This is a genomic window from Chelativorans composti, assembly GCF_039541695.1.
GTDB lineage: Bacteria > Pseudomonadota > Alphaproteobacteria > Rhizobiales > Rhizobiaceae > Chelativorans > Chelativorans composti.
Genome location: NZ_BAABGS010000015.1, coordinates 22,207 through 42,486 on the forward strand (window position 1 = coordinate 22,207; position 20,280 = coordinate 42,486).

A 20,280-nucleotide genomic window follows, 5' to 3' on the forward strand; every position below is an offset into this window, starting at 1 on the left:
GAGGCTGCACGCGGTTCCCGGCTAATGAAACGGGCAAGGTTAGCCGTATGAGCGGGAGGGGCGGCAGGCCACCGGTCGCAAGCCTTGTCGCAATGGCCTGGTTGAGAACAGGAGCCCTGTGCGGGCTCCTGCGCCTTTCACCAGTGACCTTGCGAAACAGTGTTGGCTTTCAGAACCGGATTCTTAGGCCGACCTGACCGCGCGTGATGTGGTTTCTCTCCGTGCTTGAGGTGAGCGTGAACTGGTGCAGCACCTCCGCATGCGCGACCAGTTTGCCATCTCCCATGCTGAAGCTTCCGCCGAGGCCGAAGCTGGCGCGCGCGCGATTGTCATGCTGTGAATGTTTACGCCGGATACGCTGACTTCATTGTTGCTCAGCAGGGCGTAGTGAAGGTTGGCGACAGAGTAGAGGCTCGCGCCTTCCTGGCCGTCGTCGGTCTGCCAGAAATTCTCGAAGTGCGTCTCGAAGCCCAGCCTGGCGCTCAGATCTTCGCTGCGGCGCGGAGAGATCCTCGCGCCGAATGTATCCCTGAAGGTATTGAAGCTCACTGAGGAGTAGGTGAGTTGCGCCTGCGGAATGAGGGCGAAGCCGTCCCCCACGTCGATCCGCACTCCGGTTTCCGCGCTCAGAGAGTAGCCGAAGCCGCGGTTGTTGGGCACGAGCGTGCGCGTGGCCGTGTAGGAGGTCAGGTCGCTCTTGTACCAGGTCGCCTGCGCGCTTCCGTCGAGGTAGAAGCCGTTTTCGCCATACCAGGTAAGCGTGGCGCCGACGCCCGATCCCGTCGTGTCCACGCGACCGGAACCGAAGCGCGAGGAAACCTCGGCGCTCGACCTGATGTGATGGCCCGACAGCCCCCCGATCAGCCGCCCCCGGTCTTCGACAAGCAGGGCGTCGACGCCGGCATCGAACCGCCACGAGTTCAGAGCATAGAACGCGTCGGAAATGGTGGCGTCCGAGTTCCCCACATGGGCATGGGCGGCATTGATCCGGTTCCAGATGATGGGCTGTTCAACCGCCGAGGATGGGTTCTCCTCGCTGCCAGCCAGGATGGGATAGACGGTGGCGTCGTAGCTCTGGTGCCGGTTGCCCGTGCGCTGCTGCAGCATCAGGGTGCGGTTCAGGCTCTGCAGCACGCCGGGGTAGCTTTGGTAAAGCGGCACGCCGGCCTGATACACTGGAGTGGGAGCATGTGGACCGTTTCCGTGCCCTCCGCCACCACCGTTTCCGCCGCCGTTTCCGCCGCCGCCACCGCCGCCGTTTCCGCCGCCACCACCACCGTTGCCACCGCCATTGTCGCCACCATCATCATCATCGTCTCCGTTACCGGGCTTGGAGGTGGTGCTGGAGCGCAGGTACCAGTCCCCATCCGTTGGTGTGGTGACGCCATTCTGAAACAGCCGGTAGGCATAGGCGCCCGCCACGATGGCCGGATCGTTCTCGAAGAGGTAGTCGCCGTTCAGCGTGAACTGCGCCTCGGATTCACCATCGACTTCGACGATTTTGATGCCTTCGACCGTCGGAGCGCCGGTCCCTCCCATGTTCGTGACGTGAATAGTGGCCGTGCCGGACGAGTTGCCGGTGATTTTCAGCCGGTCGGTCGGTGAGCTGTCGCCGCCCAGCACCGTCTCGATCTCGATCACGCCGCCGTTGCCCGTGTAGTCGCCATCGATCGTCAGCTGTCCGATCGAGTTGCCGGGGGCGATAATGCCGCTTTCGTCGTGAATTAGCGTCCCGACGGTTCCGGTTCCCGCAAGACGTCCGCCGAGCAGATTGAACGTGCCGCCGAGGATGCCGTTCACCGTGACCGTACCGGATTGAAGCGTCGTGTTGCCCGTGAACTGCTGCTGGTTCGCGGTGAAAGTCGTTCTTCCAGGCCCGGTGTGGCTGATCTGTCCGTTGCCGACGAGTGGAATGTTGAAATCATAGTTGCTGTCGGTGTGATTGAAGTGGATCTCCCCTTGCCCCGGGCCGAATTCTATGCGCCGCGCGTGCAGTTCTCCCGCGGTTCTCGGCGCTTCGCCCTTGCTGCCGCCAATGCTGATGGTCCCTGTGCTGGCGGGCAGCGTTGCCATGCGGATCGTGCCCAGACCGCCGTTCGCCATCACGTTCGCGCGATCCGACACGGTGAGTTCCGCACTTTTCTCCACGGCCCCCACGCCGCCTCCGATGATGAAGGCATCGGGATCGCCCGACGTCACGTGCAGGCTGGAGCCTGGCCCCGAGACCAGGATGCGTGCGACCGCATCATCCGTCAGTTCGTTGTCGAAATGGCCGGCGCGCAAGGCCGCTGTTTCGAGGCGGCCGCCGTCGAGCACCGACAGGGTGCCGCGCGTCAGCATGAAGAAGCCTTCGTTGAGCCAGCGGGAGTCCTTGCCGCTGACGACGAAATGCCCAGTGCCGCCCTTGTCCTCGATGCCGTTCCCGGCAAAGTCGATGACCACGCCTGTCCGCACCGTGCGGCTCTGAATCTCCGCCCCGTTCGTCACGCTGACATGTCCGTCGCCCGTGTGAACGTGGAGATCGTCAACAGTCACCGTGGCGTTGTTGACGTTGGCTGTGCCGGACGTGTCCGGTTTCGCCGCAAGCCGGATGCCCTTGCTGTTGAAGGTGGCGCCATTCTCCACGTCGATCCGGCTGCCATCTTCCGCCTGAAGCACGGTCGTGTAGCGGTTGGTGACGATGGTTCCGGGGCCCGTGACGCGGATGCCGGCGGGCGCATCCGAAATCGACTGGGTGTTCGGCACGTCGCCGAAGTAGTCGCCGAACTCGAGCACGGCGCCCTCGTCGAAGATGATCACGCCCTGCTCTGTCCGGATCCGCCAGAAGACGTCGCTCGGTCCGCCCGTGATGCGCAGGGTTCCTTCGCCAGACTTCACGAGGATGCCGGTCTCGCCCGTCACCCCTGTGACCTGGAACGAACCGTCCAGCACGAGGGTGGCCCCGTCGCCGACGTCGAACCGCGTGTCGTCATTCAGTGTGAGTGTATGCGTGCCGATGTCGATGATCAGCGATTTCTCGATGGATGGAAGGTTGCTGCCGGAGAGGCTGATGCTGTCCAGGAGTATGATCGTGGAACTCGGGTCGCTGCTGGCGTTCGCGTCCTGGATTGCCTGCAGCAGCTCGCCTTCGTTGGCGGCGGAGAATTCTGCCGTGATCCCCGGTTCCGCCATCAGGGCGAGCCAGCTTGTCAGGCAGAGAGCATAAGGAACCAGTGTCTGTGGGATCAGTGGCGGGAAGCTGGATCGCTCTCCGTCCCAAGTCGCGACACTGGCGACGACCGTGGAATTGGGTTTTGGGGCCTGCGTGCGAGAAGTCGGGTGTTCATGCCCCCTCGGGCAAGGGACTATGTCGAAAATCATGGCTACTCCCTGAGCGTAGACCGGCGTTTCCGTCCTGTTCGGACAGGCGGATGTGCTTCAGTGCGACTGGAAAGACGCCACGCGGAACTCGGGAATGCGGTGTGCATCGCATTGGCGGGTGCGGTTGCCCGTGCGGATGCGGCAACGAACGGTGCGTTACGTTACGGTGCAGTTACGCTATGGTTTGGAGGGCAGACATTCTGTCGCTCCGGCCAAATGGTGCGTGAATGCCAGGCAGGCACTTCACGAACCTCGCACAAACAACTGAACTGTCACTTTCGGGAAAGCGGAAACGACCCGCACGACATACGGAACGGCCCGGATGAGACCCTCGGGCCCCCTCCCGAACTAGGGCGCTGTCTGAGGACTGACTGCTGCGCCTACGTTACGCGGAGAGACACCGTTACGATGCTTCACAATTACGGATATTCCGATTCTCCTTACGTGTAAAGCTCGGCTTCTCTGCTCGCAAAAGTTGTTGCTGAACGGGCTGCCCGGGGGCTCTCTCCTGTTCCGCCTGCAGAACTGAATGACTTGCGGCGGATCGAAATCTGCGGTGAGATGGGCGCCGCTGAGGTTCTGGGTGGGAAACAAGAAGACAGGGAACCTGACGGCGTGGGAGGAACGCACGGTATGACGGATATACTCATCGTGGAGGATGAGCCGGCGATAATTGAATCGCTGCAATTCATTCTGACGAGAGGGGGCTGGAGCGTCGACATCGCCCGCGATGGGGAGGCGGCTTTGCGATCCATCTGGAAGCAGAAGCCGCGCATGGTGCTGCTGGACATCATGCTGCCGAAGAAGGGGGGGCTGGAGGTTCTGAAAAGCATCCGCTCGCAGGCCGCCTTCAAGGATATCCCTGTTCTGGTGCTGACGGCGCGGGGCCAGCAGCACGACCGCCAGCTCGCGATGGACCTCAAGGCGGACGGATTCATCACCAAGCCCTATGCGAACAGCGAGGTCATTGCGGAAGTGCGCCGCATGCTCTCGGTGAACCATGCCTAGACGTCCCCCGAATCAGGAAGAACGCGGCAATTACGATGACCTGGCGGCGCTTCTGCCGATCTTCGGCGCCGTGCTGCTCACGCCTGCCATAGCCAATCTGTTCCACACCGGCACGAGCCTGTTCGGCCTGCCGCTAGACATGCTCTATGTCTTTGCCGTGTGGATTCTGCTCATTGCGGGCGCCTGGTGGCTGTCCCGCCGCCTGCCGCAGATCACCCCGCCGGATGATCCCTCCCAGGATCTGAAGGTGCCGCCGGAACTTCCGTCCGCTGACAGCAGGAGCGAGTGATGCTGTCGCTGGACTACGTCATCCTGATCGCGATGGCGTATATCGGGCTGCTGTTCCTGATCGCCTACACCTCCGACGCATTCGCGCATCACCGCATCGGTCGCTTCCTCCACTCGCCGATGGTCTACACGCTGTCGATCGCGGTCTACTGTACCAGCTGGACCTTCTACGGCGCAGTTGGCACCGCGGCCCGCAGCGGCCTGGAGTTCACCGCAATCTACATTGGCCCCACCCTGGTTTTCGTGGGCTGGTGGTTTCTGCTGCGCAAGTTGCTGATCATCAGCCATTCCCAGCGCATCACCTCAGTGGCCGACTTTCTGTCCTCCCGTTTCGGCAAATCGAGCCAGCTCGCCATCCTGGTCACCATCATCGCCGTCGTCAGCGTCACGCCCTATATCGCCCTGCAGCTGAAGGCGATCACCTCGTCCATCCAGGCTGTGACCGTTTCGCGGGAAGGAGCCGGCAATCTCGGCAGTTTCGACGAACTGACGCTGGCCCTGGGTGTGGCCGTCTGCATGGCGCTCTTCACCATTCTCTTCGGCACGCGCCATGTCGACGCCCGTGAGCAGCACCCGGGTGTGGTCGCGGCCATTGCTTTCGAGGCGACCGTCAAGCTGTTCGCGCTGCTTGCGGTTGGCATCTTCGTGGTCTACGGGCTTGGCGGCGGCATGGGAGAGGTCTACCGCAAGGCGGCGGAAGCGGGCCTGGAGATCTATGAGAAATCGCCCTTCGGCAGCCGTTGGGTGGCTCTTCTGGTGCTGTCCGCTTCGGCTGTGATCTGTCTGCCGCGCCAGTTCCAGATCACCATCGTTGAGAACTCGGATGAGAACTTCCTGCGCACGGCGGGCTGGGCCTTCCCGGCCTATCTGCTGCTGATGAGCATCTTTACCGCGCCGATTGCGCTCTACGGGCTGGCTACCATGCCGGCGGGCTCCAATCCTGACATGTATGTGCTGACGCTGCCCATGGCGGCCGGCTGGGAAGGGCTTGCGCTGTTTGCCTTCATCGGCGGGTTCTCCAGCGCCACGTCGATGATCATCGTGGCTTCCATCGCGCTGTCGATCATGGTGTCGAACCATATCGTCCTGCCGCTGGTGCTGCGGGGCTCCCGCGGAGCCGAGGTGGGCAGCGATCGCGACATCGCCCGGCTGCTGCTGCGCAGCCGTCGCTTTTCCATCGCGGCCCTGGTCTCCCTGGGTTTCATCTATTTCTGGCTGACCAAGGACTCCGACGCCCTGGCTCCGATCGGCCTCATATCCTTTGCCGGCGTGGCGCAGTTCCTGCCGGCGGTGCTGGCCGCGCTCTACTGGCGCTCCGCCAACCTGGAGGGCGCCTTCTGGGGCATGCTGGTGGGCTTCCTCGTCTGGGCCTGGACCATGTTCCTGCCGAGCTTCGAGACGTCGAGCCCATGGGTCGCCTCTGTCATGGAGCACGGTCCCTGGGGGATCGCGGCCCTGCGCCCGCAGAGCCTGTTCGGCATGACGGGGGTGGACCCCCTGGTGCATGCCGTTTTCTGGAGCCTGCTTGCCAATTGCTCCATCTTCGCTGTCGTGTCGGTCTCAACGTCCCAGGGGGCCCTGGAGCGCATCCAGTCGACGCTTTTCGTGGACGTCTTCCGCCGCAGCACCTCCTTCCAGCCGCAGACGATCCGCGGCTCTGCCACAACCAGCGAGCTGTTCTTCGTTGCCGAGCGCGTGCTGGGCTGGCAGCGCGCCAACGATCTATTCGACGCCGCCGGCGTCTCGCGCTCGGGCTCGGCCCGGCTCGACGTTCCGCCGGAATTCATCGCCGAACTGGAAAAGGAACTGGCGGGCGCCATCGGCTCCGCCTCGGCCCACATCCTGCTGACCAGCGTCGTGGCCGGCGACGCCATCTCGCTCGAAGAGGCGATGCGCATCGCCGACGAGACCCAGCAGGCGATCGAGTATTCGCACGAGCTCGAGCGCACCTCGCAGGAGCTGCGCGTCACCGCCCAGCAGCTTCAGGAGGCCAACGCCAAGCTGCAGGAGCTGCACCGGCAGAAGGATGACTTCCTGGCCCACGTGAGCCACGAGATCCGCACGCCGATGACCTCGATCCGCTCCTTCTCCGAGATTTTGCTTACGGAGCAGGACCTTCCGGAGGAGCAGGCCCGGCGCTTCATCTCCACCATACACACCGAGAGCGTCCGCCTGACCAAGCTCATCGAGGAGATCCTGGACCTGAGCGCCCTCGAGCAGGGCGAGCGTGAATGGGTGAACCAGTCCATCGACGGCGAGGAGGTGCTGGGCGACGCGATTGTCGTCTGCGAGGCGCTGGCCCGCAAACGCGAGGTCGCCATCGAGATGGGGCCGCGCGCGCGTTATGCGCCCATCTTTGCCAACGCCGGGCGGCTGAGCCAGGTCTACATCAACATCATTGCCAATGCGATCTCGCATAACGAGGCGCAGCAGCCCCGCGTGCACATCACCTCATGGCTGGCTGACGGACACTACATTGTCGAGATTTCCGACAACGGCCAGGGCATTCCGGAGCCCTATCGAAAGACAATCTTCGACAAGTTCGTCAGGGCAGGGCGGTCCGACCTGGAGGGAGGCTACGTCGGCCTCGGCCTCGGTCTCAACATCGCCCACACGATCGTCGATAAGCTGGGCGGCACCCTGGAGCTCACCCGGGGGCATCTGCCGGGAGCCTGCTTCCGCGTGACGCTGCCGCTCGATCACTCGGCGAGGACTGCCGTCGAGAAGGCTTCCTGACCGTGGCTGCAGTCCTGCCGCGGGCAGAGCAGACAGGATGGCCCGACGGGCACGGCCCCGTGGGAAAGGTCGAGCCCCTGACCGTAGACCGTCCGGTCGGCATGCACGAGGTCGCAGGCCAGCATGATGGAGTAGACCAGCGGCTGCTCGTTGTAGCTTGAGGCCCGCTTGGTCACGGTCTTGGCGATGAGCAGGAAGCGTCCGCCGCTCGGGAACACCGCCACCTGTCGCACGAAGCCCTGCGAACTGAACGCCTCGTAGATTGGCCACAGCACGCAGCCATAGCCTGAAACGGGAAGCGTCAGGCCACTGATCGGAAAGCGCTTGGTGAGCCGCCCCGCGCGGTCCGAGCGCAGGAAACCGAATGCAAGCCCCTCCGCATTCTTGCGCCGGAGCGTCACCAGCCGGTGCGCTACCTGCTCGAAACTGGCATTGTAGAGGTGGGAAAGCAGGTCAATGTCGTAGCGCGTCTGCTCCGCGTCACGCAGGAACGGCTGGTATGGCATCATCATCGCACCGGCCACGTAGGAGGCCATGGCGCGACGCGCGAGCGCCCTGGCGTCGTCCGAAGTCAGGCCGAGCCGCGAGACCGTCTTGTCCAGCTCGCCTGGTGCCGCTTGCAGCGCGTAGAGCCGCGCCATCTGGAACACCCGTGTCGCCGCCGTGGCCGACGTGCGGATGAGAAACTGTTTCGTCACCGGGTCGTACTTCTGCTGCCCGGTCATCGCGTTTGCCTGCGCCATCCGCCGGCAGCTTATGCCGAAGCGTCTGTGCAGCGCCTGCATGAGGCTGCTCTCGTCCCATTGGCCGCCCGCCTGCGTTTCCCGGCGCAGCTGCTCCGCAAGGTCTTCGAGCGCGGGGAAATGGTTCTGATGGGCGATGATGGCTTCATCCAGCTCCGCCAGCGGGGAGATCGCCTTCTGCTGTGCGACGGTGCGCTCGAAATAGTCGACCAGATTGCGGACGATCGCCGTGAGATCCACGCTCTCGCTGTTGATCGTCTCGATGAAGCGGCCCTGTTCCTCTCCGGTCAGGTCCGGCACGGTAATGAGGATTTCCGCGCCCGAGCGGATCGCCGCGATCCTGTTCAGCACGAGGTGCAGCATTTCCGACAGCAGCGGGTCGGAGCGCAGGCGGTGCACATAGGCCTCGATGCTTGCCATCGCGTCCTGATAGGACCGGTAGAGACGGGTCAGCGCCAACCCTACCTCGGGAAAATGCGCCACCAGATCCCGAATCGCATTGGGCTCGACCCTGATCCCGCGCATCAGTGGATCCGCCAGCAGCTCTTCGATCACCTGGATGCTGCGCGCCTCCTTGACGCCGGACAGTTCGTCGAGGTCGAGGTCCAGCCGCTCGCTGATCCGCGCCAGTAGCTTTCCGCCGATGGCGCGCTTGTTGTTTTCGATCAGGTTAAGATAGGTCGCCGAGATGCCGACCTCCCGCGCCAGCTGCGCCTGCGAAAGGCCCAGTTCCTGCCTTTTCCGTCTGATGCGGATGCCGATCGGCGCGCGCATCGTCCCTCCCGTGCGTACATATCTTTACATTGTTATCTTGCTTGCAGTTTGTAAATTTACAAAAAAATGCAATAAAAGCAAATGTGTATTGCCAGTATTATATTTTTCCCATCTCTTAACGCCCGGCAAACTTGTTTTGTGGAGGAGGTCGCATGACAAAGTTTCGCATCAACAGGCGTGGCCTGTTGAAAGGGGCTGGCGCCGGGCTGGTAACCCTTTCGACGCCGTATTTCTTCACCAAGAGGGCGTGGGCGGAGGACTTCTGCAACGATCCTGAAAAGACGGGCAAGGTGGTGTTTGGCCTTAACCTGCCGCTCACCGGCACCTATGCGGAGGAAGGTGCCGACGAGCTCAAGGCCTACCAGCTGGCCGTGAAGCACCTGAACGGTGAGGGCGACGGCGGCCTTCTGAACGTTCTCAAGCCGTCTGCGCTCAAGGGCAACGGTATCCTTGGCAAGAAGGTCGAGTTCGTCACGTCCGACAGCCAGACACTTTCCGACGTGGCCCGCGCCGGTGCAACGCGTATGATCGAGCGCGATGGCGCCATCATGGTCACCGGCGGTTCGTCCTCGGGTGAAGCAATAGCGGTGCAGAGCCTCTGCCAGGAGATGGGCGTCATCTTCATGGCGGGCCTCACCCATTCCAACGACACCACCGGCAAGGACAAGCGCCGCTACGGCTTCCGCCACTTCTTCAATGCCTACCAGTCGGGTATTGCCATCGCGCCGGTTCTCGCCGAGGCCTATGGCCGGGATCGCCGCGCCTATCACCTGACGGCGGACTACACCTGGGGCTGGACGCAGGAAGAATCCATTAAGAACGCGACCGAAGCGCTCGGCTGGGAGACCGTCGCTACCGTTCGCACGCCGCTCGGCGCAGGCGACTACTCGCAGTTCCTCACGCCGGTTCTCAACTCTGGCGCCGACGTGCTCATCCTGAACCACTACGGCAACGACATGGTCAACTCGCTGACCCAGGCCGTGCAGTTCGGTCTGCGTGACCGTCAGGCCAACGGCAAGCAGTTCGAGATCGTCGTGCCGCTGTTCTCCGAACTGATGGCAAAGGGTGCGGGCGAAAGCATCAAGGGCATTTTCGGTACATCTAACTGGCACTGGGCGCTTTCGGACGAGGGCTCGCAGGCCTTCACCAAGTCCTTTGGCGCTGCCTATGGCACGCCGCCTTCCCAGGCTGCGCACACGGCCTATGTCCAGGCGCTGCTCTATGCCGACGCCGTGGAGCGGGCCGGCACCTTCTATCCGCCGGAGGTCATCAAGGCCCTCGAGGGGCACGAGTTCGACGGCATGGGCAATGGTCCCACGCTCTACCGCGCCGAGGACCATCAGTGCATGAAGTCGGTGCTGGTGGTGCGCGGCAACGAGAACCCGACCAGCCAGTTCGACGTGCTGAACGTGGTCCGGGAGGTTCCGCGCGAGGAGGTCACCTACGACCCGAGCATCTTCGGCGGCGATCTTGGCCCCGCAGAGCCGGTCCCGCAGTGCCGGTAAGGCTGTCTGATCGAAACAGCAGCCCCGCCGCCCACGAGCGGCGGGGCTGGCGTCGCTCAACATGCTGAATACAGTCCGGGAGGCCGGCCATGTTTGAAGTCATTTTTCTGCAATTTCTGAATGGTCTCGACAAGGGTAGCGCATACGCATTGATCGCGCTCGGACTGACCATCGTTTTCGGTACCCTCGGTGTCGTCAACTTCGCCCACGGCGCCCTGTTCATGATTGGCGCCTTCTGCGCCGTGGCCTTCAGGTATCTTTTGACGCTCGAGACGGTCCACGTCGACCCCACCAAACTGTCGCCGTGGGGCCAGCCGCTTGAGGTGCGCGAGCCGCTGGTTCAGGCATGGTTCGGCGATTTCGGTGCGATCCTCGTCAACTATTCGGTGCCGCTGTCGCTGCTGCTCGCCGTGCCGGTTATGCTGCTTGTCGGCGTGGCCATGGAGCGCGGCCTCATCAAGTTCTTCTATAAGCGGCCGCACGCGGAACAGATTCTTGTCACCTTCGGCCTCGCGATCGTGATCGGCGAGGTCATCAAGGCGCTTTTCGGCCCCAACCCGCATCCGCAGCCGATGCCGACCGATCTGCGCGGTGCCGCCGACATCGGTGCCTGGCTCGGCATGCAGGCCGGCGTCATTACCTACCCTCTGTGGCGGCTGGTCTATTTCCTGTTCGCGATCGCGATCATCGGGGCGGTCTTCGCCTTCCTGCAGTTCACCACTTTCGGCATGGTTGTCCGCGCCGGTATGGCCGACCGCGAGACCGTGGGCCTGCTCGGCATCAACATTGACCGCCGCTTCACAATCATGTTTGGCATTGCCGCTATCGTCGCCGGCATGGCGGGCGTGATGTACACGCCGCTCCTGCCTCCGAGCTACACGCTCGGTATGGAGTTCCTCGTGATATCCTTCGTCGTGGTCGTGGTGGGCGGCATGGGCTCGCTGCCCGGCGCCGTCGCTGCCGGCTTCCTGCTGGGCATCCTGCAGTCCTTCGCCTCGATGACACAGGTGAAGGCGATCCTGCCCGGCATCGACCAGATCATCATCTACCTCGTCGCCGTCGTCATTCTGCTCGTGCGTCCTCGCGGACTGATGGGCCGGCGCGGCGTGATGGAGGCCTGAAATGACCAGCTTCATGTCACGCAGAGACCTCTTTCTCTTCGCCGGCTTCACTGGCGTGGTTCTGCTGCTGCCGATCCTGGCTGCCCCGTTCGGGGCGGCCTATCCGGACCTGCTGCAGCGTTTCATGATCTTCGGCATCTTTGCCACCGGCTTCAACATCCTGTTCGGCCTCACCGGCTACCTCTCGTTCGGCCACGCAGCCTTCTTCGGCATCGGCTCCTACGCCGCGATGTGGTCGTTCAAGCTGCTGAGCCTCAACGCGGTGCCGGCGCTCCTGTTTGCGCTGATCGTGTCGGGAGTGTTCGCCCTTGCCATCGGCTACGTTTCGCTGCGCCGTTCGGGCATCTACTTCTCGATCCTGACGCTTGCCTTCGCGCAGATGTGCTACAACCTCGCCTATTCGGTGCTCACCCCGATCACCAATGGCGAAACCGGTCTGCGCATGGCGCTTGACGACCCGCGCTATCTCGACCGCCTGTTCGCCGAACCGGCGGCTGGAATGCCGGTTCCGAGCCTGTTCGGCATGTCGTTGGGTGGCTGGAACGGCTTCTACTTCTCCGCCTTCTTTCTGATCGCCTCCTTCCTGCTGGCGATGCGGATCTTCAATTCGCCCTTCGGCCTGGCGCTCAAGGGCATCAAGTCGAACCAGACCCGCATGAACTACACCGGCTTTAACACGCGGCCGTACACACTCACCGCCTTCGTCATTTCCGGCATGCTGGCCGGTCTCGCGGGCGCGCTGCTTGTGGTCACCGATCCTCTGGCCGGTGCGGAGCGCATGCGCTGGACCGCGTCGGGCGAGGTGGTGCTGATGACCATTCTCGGCGGCGTCGGCACGCTGGTCGGCCCGGTGATCGGCGCCTGGATCATCAAGTACTTCGAGAACATCTTCTCGTCGTTCAACGCCAATGTCCTGAACAACTTCTACAGCTTCCTGCCCGACGGCGTCCGTGAGGTCGCGGTCACCATCAGCTCGAAATTCGTGGGCGAGGGCTGGCACCTGTCGCTCGGCCTGGTCTTCGTGCTGATCGTGGTGTTCCTGCCTGGTGGTCTCATGGAAGGCTTCCGCCGCATTGCGGCCTGGCTCGGCCGTATGGGCAATGGCTCGAAGCGCGCCAGTCAGGTTGGCGTTCAACCGGCGGAATAGGAGGACTCATCATGATGGAACCCGTTGAAAATGTCGTCCTCCACGTCGCCGACGTGCAGAAGAACTTCGGCGGTCTGAGAGCCCTTTCCGACATTGACCTCCAGGTCGAGGAAGGGAAGACCCACGCCATCATCGGCCCGAACGGTGCCGGCAAGTCGACGCTTCTCAACGTCATCATTGGCCGCATCCCTCCGACCAGTGGTGCCGTGATCTTCGACGGGACCGTTCTGACCGGCAGGGCGCCGCACGAGATCAACCAGCTTGGCATCTCGCGCGTCTTTCAGACGCCGGAGATCTTTCCCGACCTGACGGTTCTTCAGAATGTCATGGTTCCGGCCTTCGCCAAGCGCGACGGCGACTTCAGGGTCAACATGCTGCGCTCGGTCGAGAGCGAGAAGGAGATCCGCGAGGAGGCCGAGCACCTGCTGGAGGACTTCGGTCTCATCGGCCGCCGCGATGATCATGCGGGGGCGCTGTCGCGGGGCGACAAGCGCCGGCTGGAGCTCGCCATGTGCCTGATCCAGCATCCGCGCCTGCTGTTGCTCGACGAGCCGACGGCCGGCATGAGCCGCCACGATACGAACACGACCATCGCGCTCCTGAAGAAGATCAAGGAGCGCGGCATGACCAAGGTGATCATCGAGCACGACATGCACGTGGTCTTCTCCCTCGCGGACAAGATCTCGGTTCTGGCCCAGGGCCGCATCATAGCGACCGGCCTGCCGCACGAGATCAAGGAGGATCCGCGGGTGCAGGAAGCCTATCTCGGGGGAGTGGAGGCGGAATGAACGTGATGACGACGACAAAGCGCGAGGCGGTTTCCGCCATCCTTGATCCGGACCCGACCAAGGTCTTCTTCGCCATGCGCAATGCGCACTCCTACTATGGCGAAAGCTACATCGTGCAGGGCGTGTCGCTCGATGTCCGCCAGGGTGAGATCGTCGCCCTGCTGGGCCGCAATGGCGCGGGCAAGACCTCGACGCTGCGCACCATCGCCCGCCTCGACAATCCCGAGCTGAAGCAGGGCGAGATCTGGCTCGAAGGCAAGCCGATTCACACCATGGCGGCCTGGCAGGCCTCCCGCGCCGGCATCCAGCTGGTGCCGGAAGACCGCCGCATCATCCCCGGCCTCTCCGTCGAGGAAAACCTGATCCTGGCGCAGGTCGCGCCGGATCAGGGCTGGTCGCTGGAGGAGATCTACGAGCACTTCCCGCGTCTTGCCGAACGCCGCAAGCAGGAGGGTGTGACGTTGTCGGGCGGCGAGCAGCAGATGCTGGCCGTCGCCCGCGCGCTTGCGCGCAACGTGAAGCTTTTGCTGCTCGACGAGCCTTACGAGGGTCTCGCTCCCGTGATTGTCCGGGAAATCGAGAAGATCGTACAGGACATCCGCGCGCGTGGCATCACGACGATCATCGTGGAGCAGAACGCGGTGGCCGCCCTGCGCATGTCCGACCGGGCCGTGATCCTCGACACGGGCGAGCTGGTCTGGGCCGGCAGCGCGCAGGAGCTGCTCGACAACGAACGCCTGCGCAAGGAGTACCTCGCTCTCTGATGGCCTTTCCCTCTTGGGGCCGTCGCCGGGGCGCCCGTGGTTCGGGCACCTCGTTTCCGCAGCACAGGGATTTCGGGGGGATCGGGCAGAATTCTCCCTGATCGCAGATCACGACACCGGATCGGGGAGCAGCCTCCAGGAAAACAATAGAAGAAGGGACTGGAGGATTTGTCCGGGGAGGGGTGGAAGGTTCCGACGGAACCTTCCACCTCAATTCTATTGCGGGGCGCCTTCCGGCGCGGCGGCCGGCTTTCCGGATGCGGCTTTCCGCAGACACTCTTCTGCAGTTGGCGCCCTGGCAGGCCTATCCTGCGCTGGTCTGCTCGGCGTTGCCTTCCTGGTCGTCGTGCGCCGGATGCAGCGGTACGACGACCGGCGTTGTCGGTGGCACGGGGTGGAAGTTCATCTGGTCTTCGGGCGCGGGGGATTGGCGCACGCGTGTTCGCCACAATCCGAACGCGGCCAGTCCCGTCGAGGCGAGGCCGGTGGCGATGAACAGGCCACCTGGCCCGAACCATGACATGAAGGCTGCCGCAATCAGCGGTCCGAGAATGGAGGCCACGGAGTTGATGAGGATGAGGCCGCCGCTGGCGCTGACCATCTCCTCCTTCCGGATGTGGTCGTTGGTGTGCGCCATCGCCATCGGATAGAAGCTGAACAGCAGCCCGCCGGCCAGCATGGCGCAGATGGAGAAAAGCCACCCCTGCTTGTCCGGGATGGCCACGAGCAGGAGCGACATGACGAAGAAGGCGATCGAATTGGCAATGATCACCTGCCTGCGGTCGAAGATGTCCGACAGCCAGCCGAACGGCCATTGCAGCAGCACGCCGCCGGCGATCAGCACCGTCATGAACATGGCGGCACCGGAAACGCCAGCGCCCGACTGCGTCGCGAAGATGGGCCCCAGGCCATAGACGGATCCCAGCATCGCGCCGCTCAGGAACACGCCGGCGAATCCGAGCGGCGAGGCCTCGTAGAGCCGCCGCACGCCGATGGAACTCACCTCCGGCAGCGACGGTGCGCTGCTGCGCGTGAGCGCGATCGGTACCAGGGACATCGACAGCAACATGCCGATGACGATGAACAGGTGCGGCCGCGACGGCTCGTCCAGGTTGATCAGCTGTTGCGCGGCAGCCATCGAGGCGTAGAGCACGATCATGTATTGCGACAGGATCTTGCCGCGCGTTTCGTTGGTCGCCTTGTCGTTGAGCCAGCTCTCCACGCACATGTAGATGCCGGCGAGGCAGAAACCCTCCACAAAGCGCAACGCGCCCCAGATGTATATGTCGCCCGTGAGCCCGTGCCCGAGCGTCGCGGTCGAGAAGACGGAGGCAAACGCGGCGAAGGCGCGGATGTGGCCGACCCGCGTGATGAGCCGCGAGCAGCCCAACGATCCGAGCGTCAGGCCCGTGTAATAGGCGGCTGTGATGATGCCGATGATGAACGGCGTGTAGCCGCCCCCGTCGAGTCGGATGCCGATCAGGGTGTTGAGCGCACCGCTGCCCAGGATCATGAGAGCCACGCTCAACAGAATTGGAATGATCGCTCCGACGATCCCGTACATGCTGCGCCCTTCCATGAGGATTCGGCCGGAATCCTGCCATCCCGCCTTCGGTTTGGAAAAAACGGAATGTAGGACGAAGCGCCTGCCGGGAGAAGCGCCGAAGTTTCTATCGCACAACCATTCTGGTTTTGCCGCATCTGTTGCGCGAGGCGGCGTCTGTACTCGCCGCACCGTTGCTCGCTCGTGGGGGTTGCCCTGAAAGGCGGTTACTGATGTTTAATATGATGTGGCTTTGTATAGCCTGGTCATTTAGCTAAACCGTGCGGGGAGCGGTTCAGTGCGCCACATGAAGAGCAAGAGGAGGGCCTTGTGGCTGCTGCTGTGCGTGGCACTTTGCGGGCTTCTTGTGGCCGCGCAGGATAGGGTCAGGGACGTAGGCCCCATAAACACCTTCGTCAGTGAGCCGAGGAAGGGGACGTTCGACTACATTCCGGACGTGGGCGACGACGGATCGACGGTCGTTGCGCTCGCCTTTTCGGGCGGAGGCATGCGGGCTGCAGCTTTTGCCTACGGCGTGCTGCTCGGACTGGATGAGCTGGTCATCGACATGGATCCGTATCGCCGCACGATGGCGGACAATGTCCGCGTGGTTGCCGGTGTGTCTGCGGGGCGGTGACCGCGGGCTACTTTGCGCTGAAGGGAACGTCCGGCTTCCGGGATCTCGACAGGCGTTTCCTCTATCAGGATCCGGAGAGCGTCCTGAACACCCGGCCTCACCCGCTCAACCTGATGCGGATGCTGAAAGGCGGCATGAACGATCGCACCACCTTCCGCAACTGGCTCGACAGGCACGTCTTTGAGGGGGCGACCTTCGCCTCGCTGCGCGACAGGCAGCACGCGCCGGTTCTCTGGATCAACGCTTCGGACCTCTACCACCGGACGCCCTTCCTGTTCAACGAGGAGACCTTCGCCGCGCTTTGCAGCGATCTCGGCGCGCTGAAGCTCGCGGATGCGGTGGCGGCCTCTTCGTCCTTTCCGCTGGTCTTTGCGCCAATCGTGCTGGAGGCGCCGGCAACTGACTGCCAGCAGGAATTCCCGGCCTGGATGCGGCGGGCGCTGGGCGATCCCGACACGTCGCTTCGCCTGAATGCCTATGCCCGGGCGCTGGCCGGATACCGCCTCAATCCCAATCTTCGCTATGTGAAGCTTCTCGACGGGGCTTTGACCGACAATCTTGGCATTACCGGTCTGTCGCTGGCGCGCGCCTCCGCCAACACGCCCCACGGCCCGCTCTCGGCGGAGGATGCCGTGAAGTTGCGCCACCTGATCTTTGTTGTCGCGGACGCAGGCAGGGCTCAGACAGCCACCTGGGCGGAAACGATGGACGGCCCTTACATCGACGATCTGATGTTCGCACTGATCGAGACGAACCTCACCTCCGGCTTGCGGGAGAGCCTCGATGCCCTGACAGCCGCCATGCAGCGCTGGAAGGAGAAGCTGGTCCAGTACCGCTGCTCGCTTCCGCTGGAGACGGTCAGGCGTATCCGTGGAACCGGGAATGACTGGGACTGCCGGGACGTGAACGTGATCGTCGAGCATCTGGCCTTCGTGGACCTTGGAGAGGAGGTCGAGGCAAGGCTCAGCCGGATACCGACGCGCCTGAGCCTGCCCAGGGAAGATGTCGATCTGCTGATCGAGGCCGGGCGGCGTGCCGTCTTCGCCCATGATAGTATTCTTGATGCTGTCAGGAAGACGCGCAGACAGGCGGGCATCCTTGAGCCGCTGGAAGTCCCGGTCTGGTCAATGGGACATTAGCCCGGATCAGGCGTCGCGACCCTCCGGATTTCCTCTCCCCCTCTGTCCACAAGTCAGGCCGGCGCTCCTTGGGCCCGGCGCGGGTCGTCCGCCATGCGCAGGGGAGGGGGAAGGCGTGTCGCGCACCGGGTGGATCTTTCCGGCCAGCGAAGAGTATTGTTCATTATCGCCACGGGAGGAGGAACCATGGCTAGGATATTCGGACTTGCACTTGGCCTAGCACTTGCGGTGCTGCTGCCGCCGTCAGCCGGTCTCGCAGAGGAGAACGCGGCGTCCGCCGTGCAGGCTGAGACCGGCGCTTCTTCATTGCAGCGGTTTGTGATTGTTCCCTTCGGCTTCCGCGACACCTCCGGCGAGGTGAGGGACCAGCGGGCGGACCATGAACGTCGCCTGGACATTGCCATGGATGCCACGCACAAGTTCCTCTCCGAGTCGGGACTGGTCGAGCCGGTTGTCCTCCAGTGCGGAGACGAAGGCTGCCCCGCTTCTGTCGCAGAGCTGGTGGAGCGGGCGCGGGCGGAGGACGGGCGGTACATGCTTATCGGCATGTTCCAGAAGACCAGCACGCTGATCGGCTGGGTGAAGTTCGACGTGCTCGACCTCGAGGCGGAGGAAGTCCGCTGCGATCGCATCATCTCCTACCGCGGCGACACTGACGAAGCCTGGTTCCGTGCCGCCCGCCAGGTGGTGCGCGATGTGGTCCGGCATTGCCTGCCGGGCCCTGAGGGTGCGGAGCAGTAGTCCTTCTGTCAAACGACACGGACAGTCGGCAAATGAAACCCCGGCGACGTTGCCGCCGCCGGGGTTCGGTCGGATGGACCCGTGCCTGAGCTCAGCGGCCGATGGCGTAGGCCTGCATCAGACGCGAGGTGGCGCCGGCCTTGAGCAGGCCGTTCTCCTCGCGGGCTGCGCCCACCATGCGGCCGATGGTAAAGGCGGGAGCGATTTCCAGCTGGTGGCCGCGGGCGGCAAGCTTGTCCAGCGTCTCCTTGCCGAAGCTCTCTTCCACGGCCAGGTTGCCGGGCTTGCGCTCGCGCGGGTAGAACGAGCCGGGGAAGTGCGCGGTGTGCGAGGTCGGCATGTCGATCGCCTCCTGCAGGTTGAGGCCATGGTGGGCATGGCGCAGGAAGAACAGCATCTGCCACTGTTCCTGCTGGTCTCCGCCCGGCGTGCCGAACACCATGTACGGCTTGCCGTCGCGGTAGGCGAGCGAGGGCGTGAGCGTGGTGCGCGGGCGCTTGCCCGGCGCGAGCGTGGCCGGCAGGCCTTCCTCCAGCCAGAACATCTGCGCGCGGCTGTTGAGCATGAAGCCGAGCGACGGGATATACGGCGAGGACTGGAACCAGCCGCCCGACGGCATCGCGGCGATCATGTTGCCTTCGGCGTCGATGACGTCCAGGTGCACCGTGTCGCCCTTGCGGGCGGAGGCGCGCATGTCGGCGAGCGTCGGCTCGTTGTTGGCGGCGTCCGGGGCGGCGATACGCGACAGGCGTTCGAGGGCGGCCATCATGCGTTCGACCTGCGCCTCGTAGCCGGGCACGATGCCCGGGATCAGGTCGAGCGAAGCCTTCTCGCCGATGAGCTTGCGACGTTCGTCGTTGTAGGCGTCCGACAGCAGCACGTCCATCGGCACGTCGGTGAACTTGGGATCGCTGTAGTAGCACTCGCGGTCCGCGAAGGCGAGCTTCAGCGCCTCGGTGACCGTGTGGATGAACTCATCGCCCTTCGGGTCCATCTTCGTCAGGTCAAAGCCCTTGAGCAGCGCCAGCGTCTGCAGGAACACCGGGCCCTGGCCCCACGGACCGATCTTGTGGACGCGGTAATTGTGGTAGTCGTAGGCGAGCGGTTCTTCGTAGGTCGCCTCCCAGTTGGCCATGTCGTCGGCGGTGATCACGCCCTTGTGGCGCGCGCCGCTCTCGTCCATCACCTCGGTCTCGCGCACGAAGCGTTCGATCTCCTCGGCCACGAAGCCGCGGTAAAACGCGTCGCGCGCCTTCTCGATCTGCGCCTCGCGGTTGCCCTTCACCGACTCCGCCTCGTGGATGATCCGCTTCCAGGTGTTGGCTAGCGCCTCGTTGCGGAAGATCTCGCGCGGCGCGGGCACCCGTCCCCCGGGCGTGAAGAAGGCGGCCGAGGTTGGCCACTCGCGTTCGAAGAAGTCCTTGAGGCTGGCGATCGTGTTGGAGACGCGCGGCAGCAACGGATGGCCCTTCTCGGCATAGTAGATGGCGGGCGCCAGCACCTCCGAGAGTGGCAGCGTGCCGTGATCGCGCAGAAGCTGCATCCACGCGTCGAACGCGCCGGGGATCACCGTGGCGAGCAGGCCGTTGCCCGGAATAAGCTTGAGGCCCTCATTCCGGTAGTGTTCCAGCGTGGCGCCGGCGGGGGCTGTACCCTGGCCGCACAGCACCTGCGTCTTTCCCGTGCGGGCGGAGTGGAAGATGATCGGCACTTCGCCGCCGGGACCGACGAGATGCGGCTCCACGACCTGCAGTACGAAGGCGGCCGCGACGGCGGCATCGAGGGCATTGCCGCCCTTTTCTAGAATGGACATGCCCGCGGCGGAAGCGAGCCAGTGGGTGGTTGTGATGACGCCGAAGGTTCCGAGGATCTCGGGACGTGTCGTGATCATGTTGTGCAGCTCCTGGGAGAAGGGTGAGGCCGCGCGTCGCTGCGCAGCTGAATGGTTCGGGCGGTTCCGGAGAAGGTGGAGTCCGGCCATTCGTC

Annotated in this window: 15 protein-coding genes; 11 read left to right on the top strand and 4 right to left on the bottom strand. The window is 63.7% G+C overall.

The window, feature by feature from the left end; translation table 11 throughout:
* Positions 1 to 183: 183 nt before the first annotated feature.
* Positions 184 to 3,171 (bottom strand): autotransporter family protein, encoded by a 2,988-nt coding sequence (locus ABD906_RS04215; RefSeq protein ID WP_345098373.1) that lies wholly within the window; start codon positions 3,169 to 3,171, stop codon positions 184 to 186.
* Positions 3,172 to 3,993: 822 nt separating this feature from the next.
* Between ABD906_RS04215 and ABD906_RS04220 the strand changes: the two genes are divergently transcribed.
* The 3 genes from ABD906_RS04220 to ABD906_RS04230 are packed head-to-tail and all read left to right on the top strand — an operon-like array spanning position 3,994 to position 7,392.
* Positions 3,994 to 4,368, top strand: a complete 375-nt coding sequence (locus tag ABD906_RS04220) for a response regulator transcription factor (RefSeq protein WP_345098374.1) — start codon at positions 3,994 to 3,996, stop codon at positions 4,366 to 4,368.
* Positions 4,361 to 4,657 (top strand): hypothetical protein, encoded by a 297-nt coding sequence (locus tag ABD906_RS04225; RefSeq protein ID WP_345098376.1) that lies wholly within the window; start codon positions 4,361 to 4,363, stop codon positions 4,655 to 4,657. The genes ABD906_RS04220 and ABD906_RS04225 overlap by 8 nt, the downstream gene beginning before the upstream one ends.
* Positions 4,657 to 7,392, top strand: coding sequence for an ATP-binding protein (locus ABD906_RS04230; RefSeq protein ID WP_345098377.1), 2,736 nt, complete (start codon positions 4,657 to 4,659; stop codon positions 7,390 to 7,392). Before ABD906_RS04225 ends, ABD906_RS04230 begins: the two co-directional genes overlap by 1 nt.
* Here the strand turns inward: ABD906_RS04230 and ABD906_RS04235 are convergent.
* Positions 7,356 to 8,909 carry a helix-turn-helix domain-containing protein gene (locus tag ABD906_RS04235; protein ID WP_345098378.1) on the bottom strand — a complete coding sequence of 518 codons (1,554 nt, stop codon included), beginning with the start codon at positions 8,907 to 8,909 and terminating at the stop codon, positions 7,356 to 7,358. The two genes, ABD906_RS04230 and ABD906_RS04235, sit on opposite strands and share 37 nt — an antisense overlap.
* A gap of 152 nt (positions 8,910 to 9,061) precedes the next feature.
* Between ABD906_RS04235 and ABD906_RS04240 the strand changes: the two genes are divergently transcribed.
* The 5 genes from ABD906_RS04240 (at position 9,062) to ABD906_RS04260 (ending at position 14,234) form a co-directional block, all read left to right on the top strand.
* Positions 9,062 to 10,414 (top strand): substrate-binding protein, encoded by a 1,353-nt coding sequence (locus ABD906_RS04240; protein ID WP_345098379.1) that lies wholly within the window; start codon positions 9,062 to 9,064, stop codon positions 10,412 to 10,414.
* Between the two features lie 89 nt (positions 10,415 to 10,503).
* A complete protein-coding gene (locus ABD906_RS04245; protein WP_345098380.1) occupies positions 10,504 to 11,535 on the top strand; it encodes a branched-chain amino acid ABC transporter permease in 1,032 nt (343 codons plus the stop codon).
* A 1-nt stretch (position 11,536) separates the two neighbouring features.
* Positions 11,537 to 12,682 carry a branched-chain amino acid ABC transporter permease gene (locus tag ABD906_RS04250; RefSeq protein ID WP_345098381.1) on the top strand — a complete coding sequence of 382 codons (1,146 nt, stop codon included), beginning with the start codon at positions 11,537 to 11,539 and terminating at the stop codon, positions 12,680 to 12,682.
* A 14-nt stretch (positions 12,683 to 12,696) separates the two neighbouring features.
* Positions 12,697 to 13,470, top strand: coding sequence for an ABC transporter ATP-binding protein (locus tag ABD906_RS04255; protein ID WP_345098421.1), 774 nt, complete (start codon positions 12,697 to 12,699; stop codon positions 13,468 to 13,470).
* Positions 13,471 to 13,475: 5 nt separating this feature from the next.
* Complete coding sequence (locus ABD906_RS04260) at positions 13,476 to 14,234, top strand: ABC transporter ATP-binding protein (RefSeq protein WP_345098382.1); 759 nt, start codon at positions 13,476 to 13,478, stop codon at positions 14,232 to 14,234.
* 304 nt (positions 14,235 to 14,538) lie between these two features.
* On the opposite strand, the gene ABD906_RS04265 is transcribed toward ABD906_RS04260, so the two are convergent.
* The gene (locus ABD906_RS04265) at positions 14,539 to 15,798 is read right to left on the bottom strand and encodes an MFS transporter (protein WP_345098383.1); all 1,260 of its coding nucleotides are present in this window, start codon (positions 15,796 to 15,798) and stop codon (positions 14,539 to 14,541) included.
* 286 nt (positions 15,799 to 16,084) lie between these two features.
* Between ABD906_RS04265 and ABD906_RS04270 the strand changes: the two genes are divergently transcribed.
* The 3 genes from ABD906_RS04270 (at position 16,085) to ABD906_RS04280 (ending at position 18,294) form a co-directional block, all read left to right on the top strand.
* Positions 16,085 to 16,414: a hypothetical protein gene (locus tag ABD906_RS04270; protein ID WP_345098384.1), complete on the top strand. Its 330-nt coding sequence runs from the start codon at positions 16,085 to 16,087 to the stop codon at positions 16,412 to 16,414.
* Positions 16,411 to 17,553 carry a patatin-like phospholipase domain-containing protein gene (locus ABD906_RS04275; RefSeq protein ID WP_345098385.1) on the top strand — a complete coding sequence of 381 codons (1,143 nt, stop codon included), beginning with the start codon at positions 16,411 to 16,413 and terminating at the stop codon, positions 17,551 to 17,553. The genes ABD906_RS04270 and ABD906_RS04275 overlap by 4 nt, the downstream gene beginning before the upstream one ends.
* A 186-nt stretch (positions 17,554 to 17,739) precedes the next feature.
* Positions 17,740 to 18,294 carry a DUF2380 domain-containing protein gene (locus tag ABD906_RS04280; protein WP_345098386.1) on the top strand — a complete coding sequence of 185 codons (555 nt, stop codon included), beginning with the start codon at positions 17,740 to 17,742 and terminating at the stop codon, positions 18,292 to 18,294.
* A 91-nt stretch (positions 18,295 to 18,385) separates the two neighbouring features.
* Here the strand turns inward: ABD906_RS04280 and ABD906_RS04285 are convergent, their stop codons facing one another.
* On the bottom strand, positions 18,386 to 20,185 hold the full coding sequence (locus ABD906_RS04285) for a gamma-glutamyltransferase family protein (protein WP_345098387.1): 1,800 nt from the start codon (positions 20,183 to 20,185) through the stop codon (positions 18,386 to 18,388).
* Between the last annotated feature and the right edge of the window lie 95 nt (positions 20,186 to 20,280).

What these genes read in the sequence shown, in the direction of transcription:
- ABD906_RS04215 (WP_345098373.1), bottom strand. Translation starts at nt 3,171, where the DNA reads ATGGCGGAACCGGGGATCACGGCAGAATTCTCCGCCGCCAACGAAGGC.
- ABD906_RS04220 (WP_345098374.1), top strand. Translation starts at nt 3,994, where the DNA reads ATGACGGATATACTCATCGTGGAGGATGAGCCGGCGATAATTGAATCG.
- ABD906_RS04225 (WP_345098376.1), top strand. Translation starts at nt 4,361, where the DNA reads ATGCCTAGACGTCCCCCGAATCAGGAAGAACGCGGCAATTACGATGAC.
- ABD906_RS04230 (WP_345098377.1), top strand. Translation starts at nt 4,657, where the DNA reads ATGCTGTCGCTGGACTACGTCATCCTGATCGCGATGGCGTATATCGGG.
- ABD906_RS04235 (WP_345098378.1), bottom strand. Translation starts at nt 8,909, where the DNA reads ATGCGCGCGCCGATCGGCATCCGCATCAGACGGAAAAGGCAGGAACTG.
- ABD906_RS04240 (WP_345098379.1), top strand. Translation starts at nt 9,062, where the DNA reads ATGACAAAGTTTCGCATCAACAGGCGTGGCCTGTTGAAAGGGGCTGGC.
- ABD906_RS04245 (WP_345098380.1), top strand. Translation starts at nt 10,504, where the DNA reads ATGTTTGAAGTCATTTTTCTGCAATTTCTGAATGGTCTCGACAAGGGT.
- ABD906_RS04250 (WP_345098381.1), top strand. Translation starts at nt 11,537, where the DNA reads ATGACCAGCTTCATGTCACGCAGAGACCTCTTTCTCTTCGCCGGCTTC.
- ABD906_RS04255 (WP_345098421.1), top strand. Translation starts at nt 12,697, where the DNA reads ATGGAACCCGTTGAAAATGTCGTCCTCCACGTCGCCGACGTGCAGAAG.
- ABD906_RS04260 (WP_345098382.1), top strand. Translation starts at nt 13,476, where the DNA reads ATGACGACGACAAAGCGCGAGGCGGTTTCCGCCATCCTTGATCCGGAC.
- ABD906_RS04265 (WP_345098383.1), bottom strand. Translation starts at nt 15,798, where the DNA reads ATGTACGGGATCGTCGGAGCGATCATTCCAATTCTGTTGAGCGTGGCT.
- ABD906_RS04270 (WP_345098384.1), top strand. Translation starts at nt 16,085, where the DNA reads ATGAAGAGCAAGAGGAGGGCCTTGTGGCTGCTGCTGTGCGTGGCACTT.
- ABD906_RS04280 (WP_345098386.1), top strand. Translation starts at nt 17,740, where the DNA reads ATGGCTAGGATATTCGGACTTGCACTTGGCCTAGCACTTGCGGTGCTG.
- ABD906_RS04285 (WP_345098387.1), bottom strand. Translation starts at nt 20,185, where the DNA reads ATGATCACGACACGTCCCGAGATCCTCGGAACCTTCGGCGTCATCACA.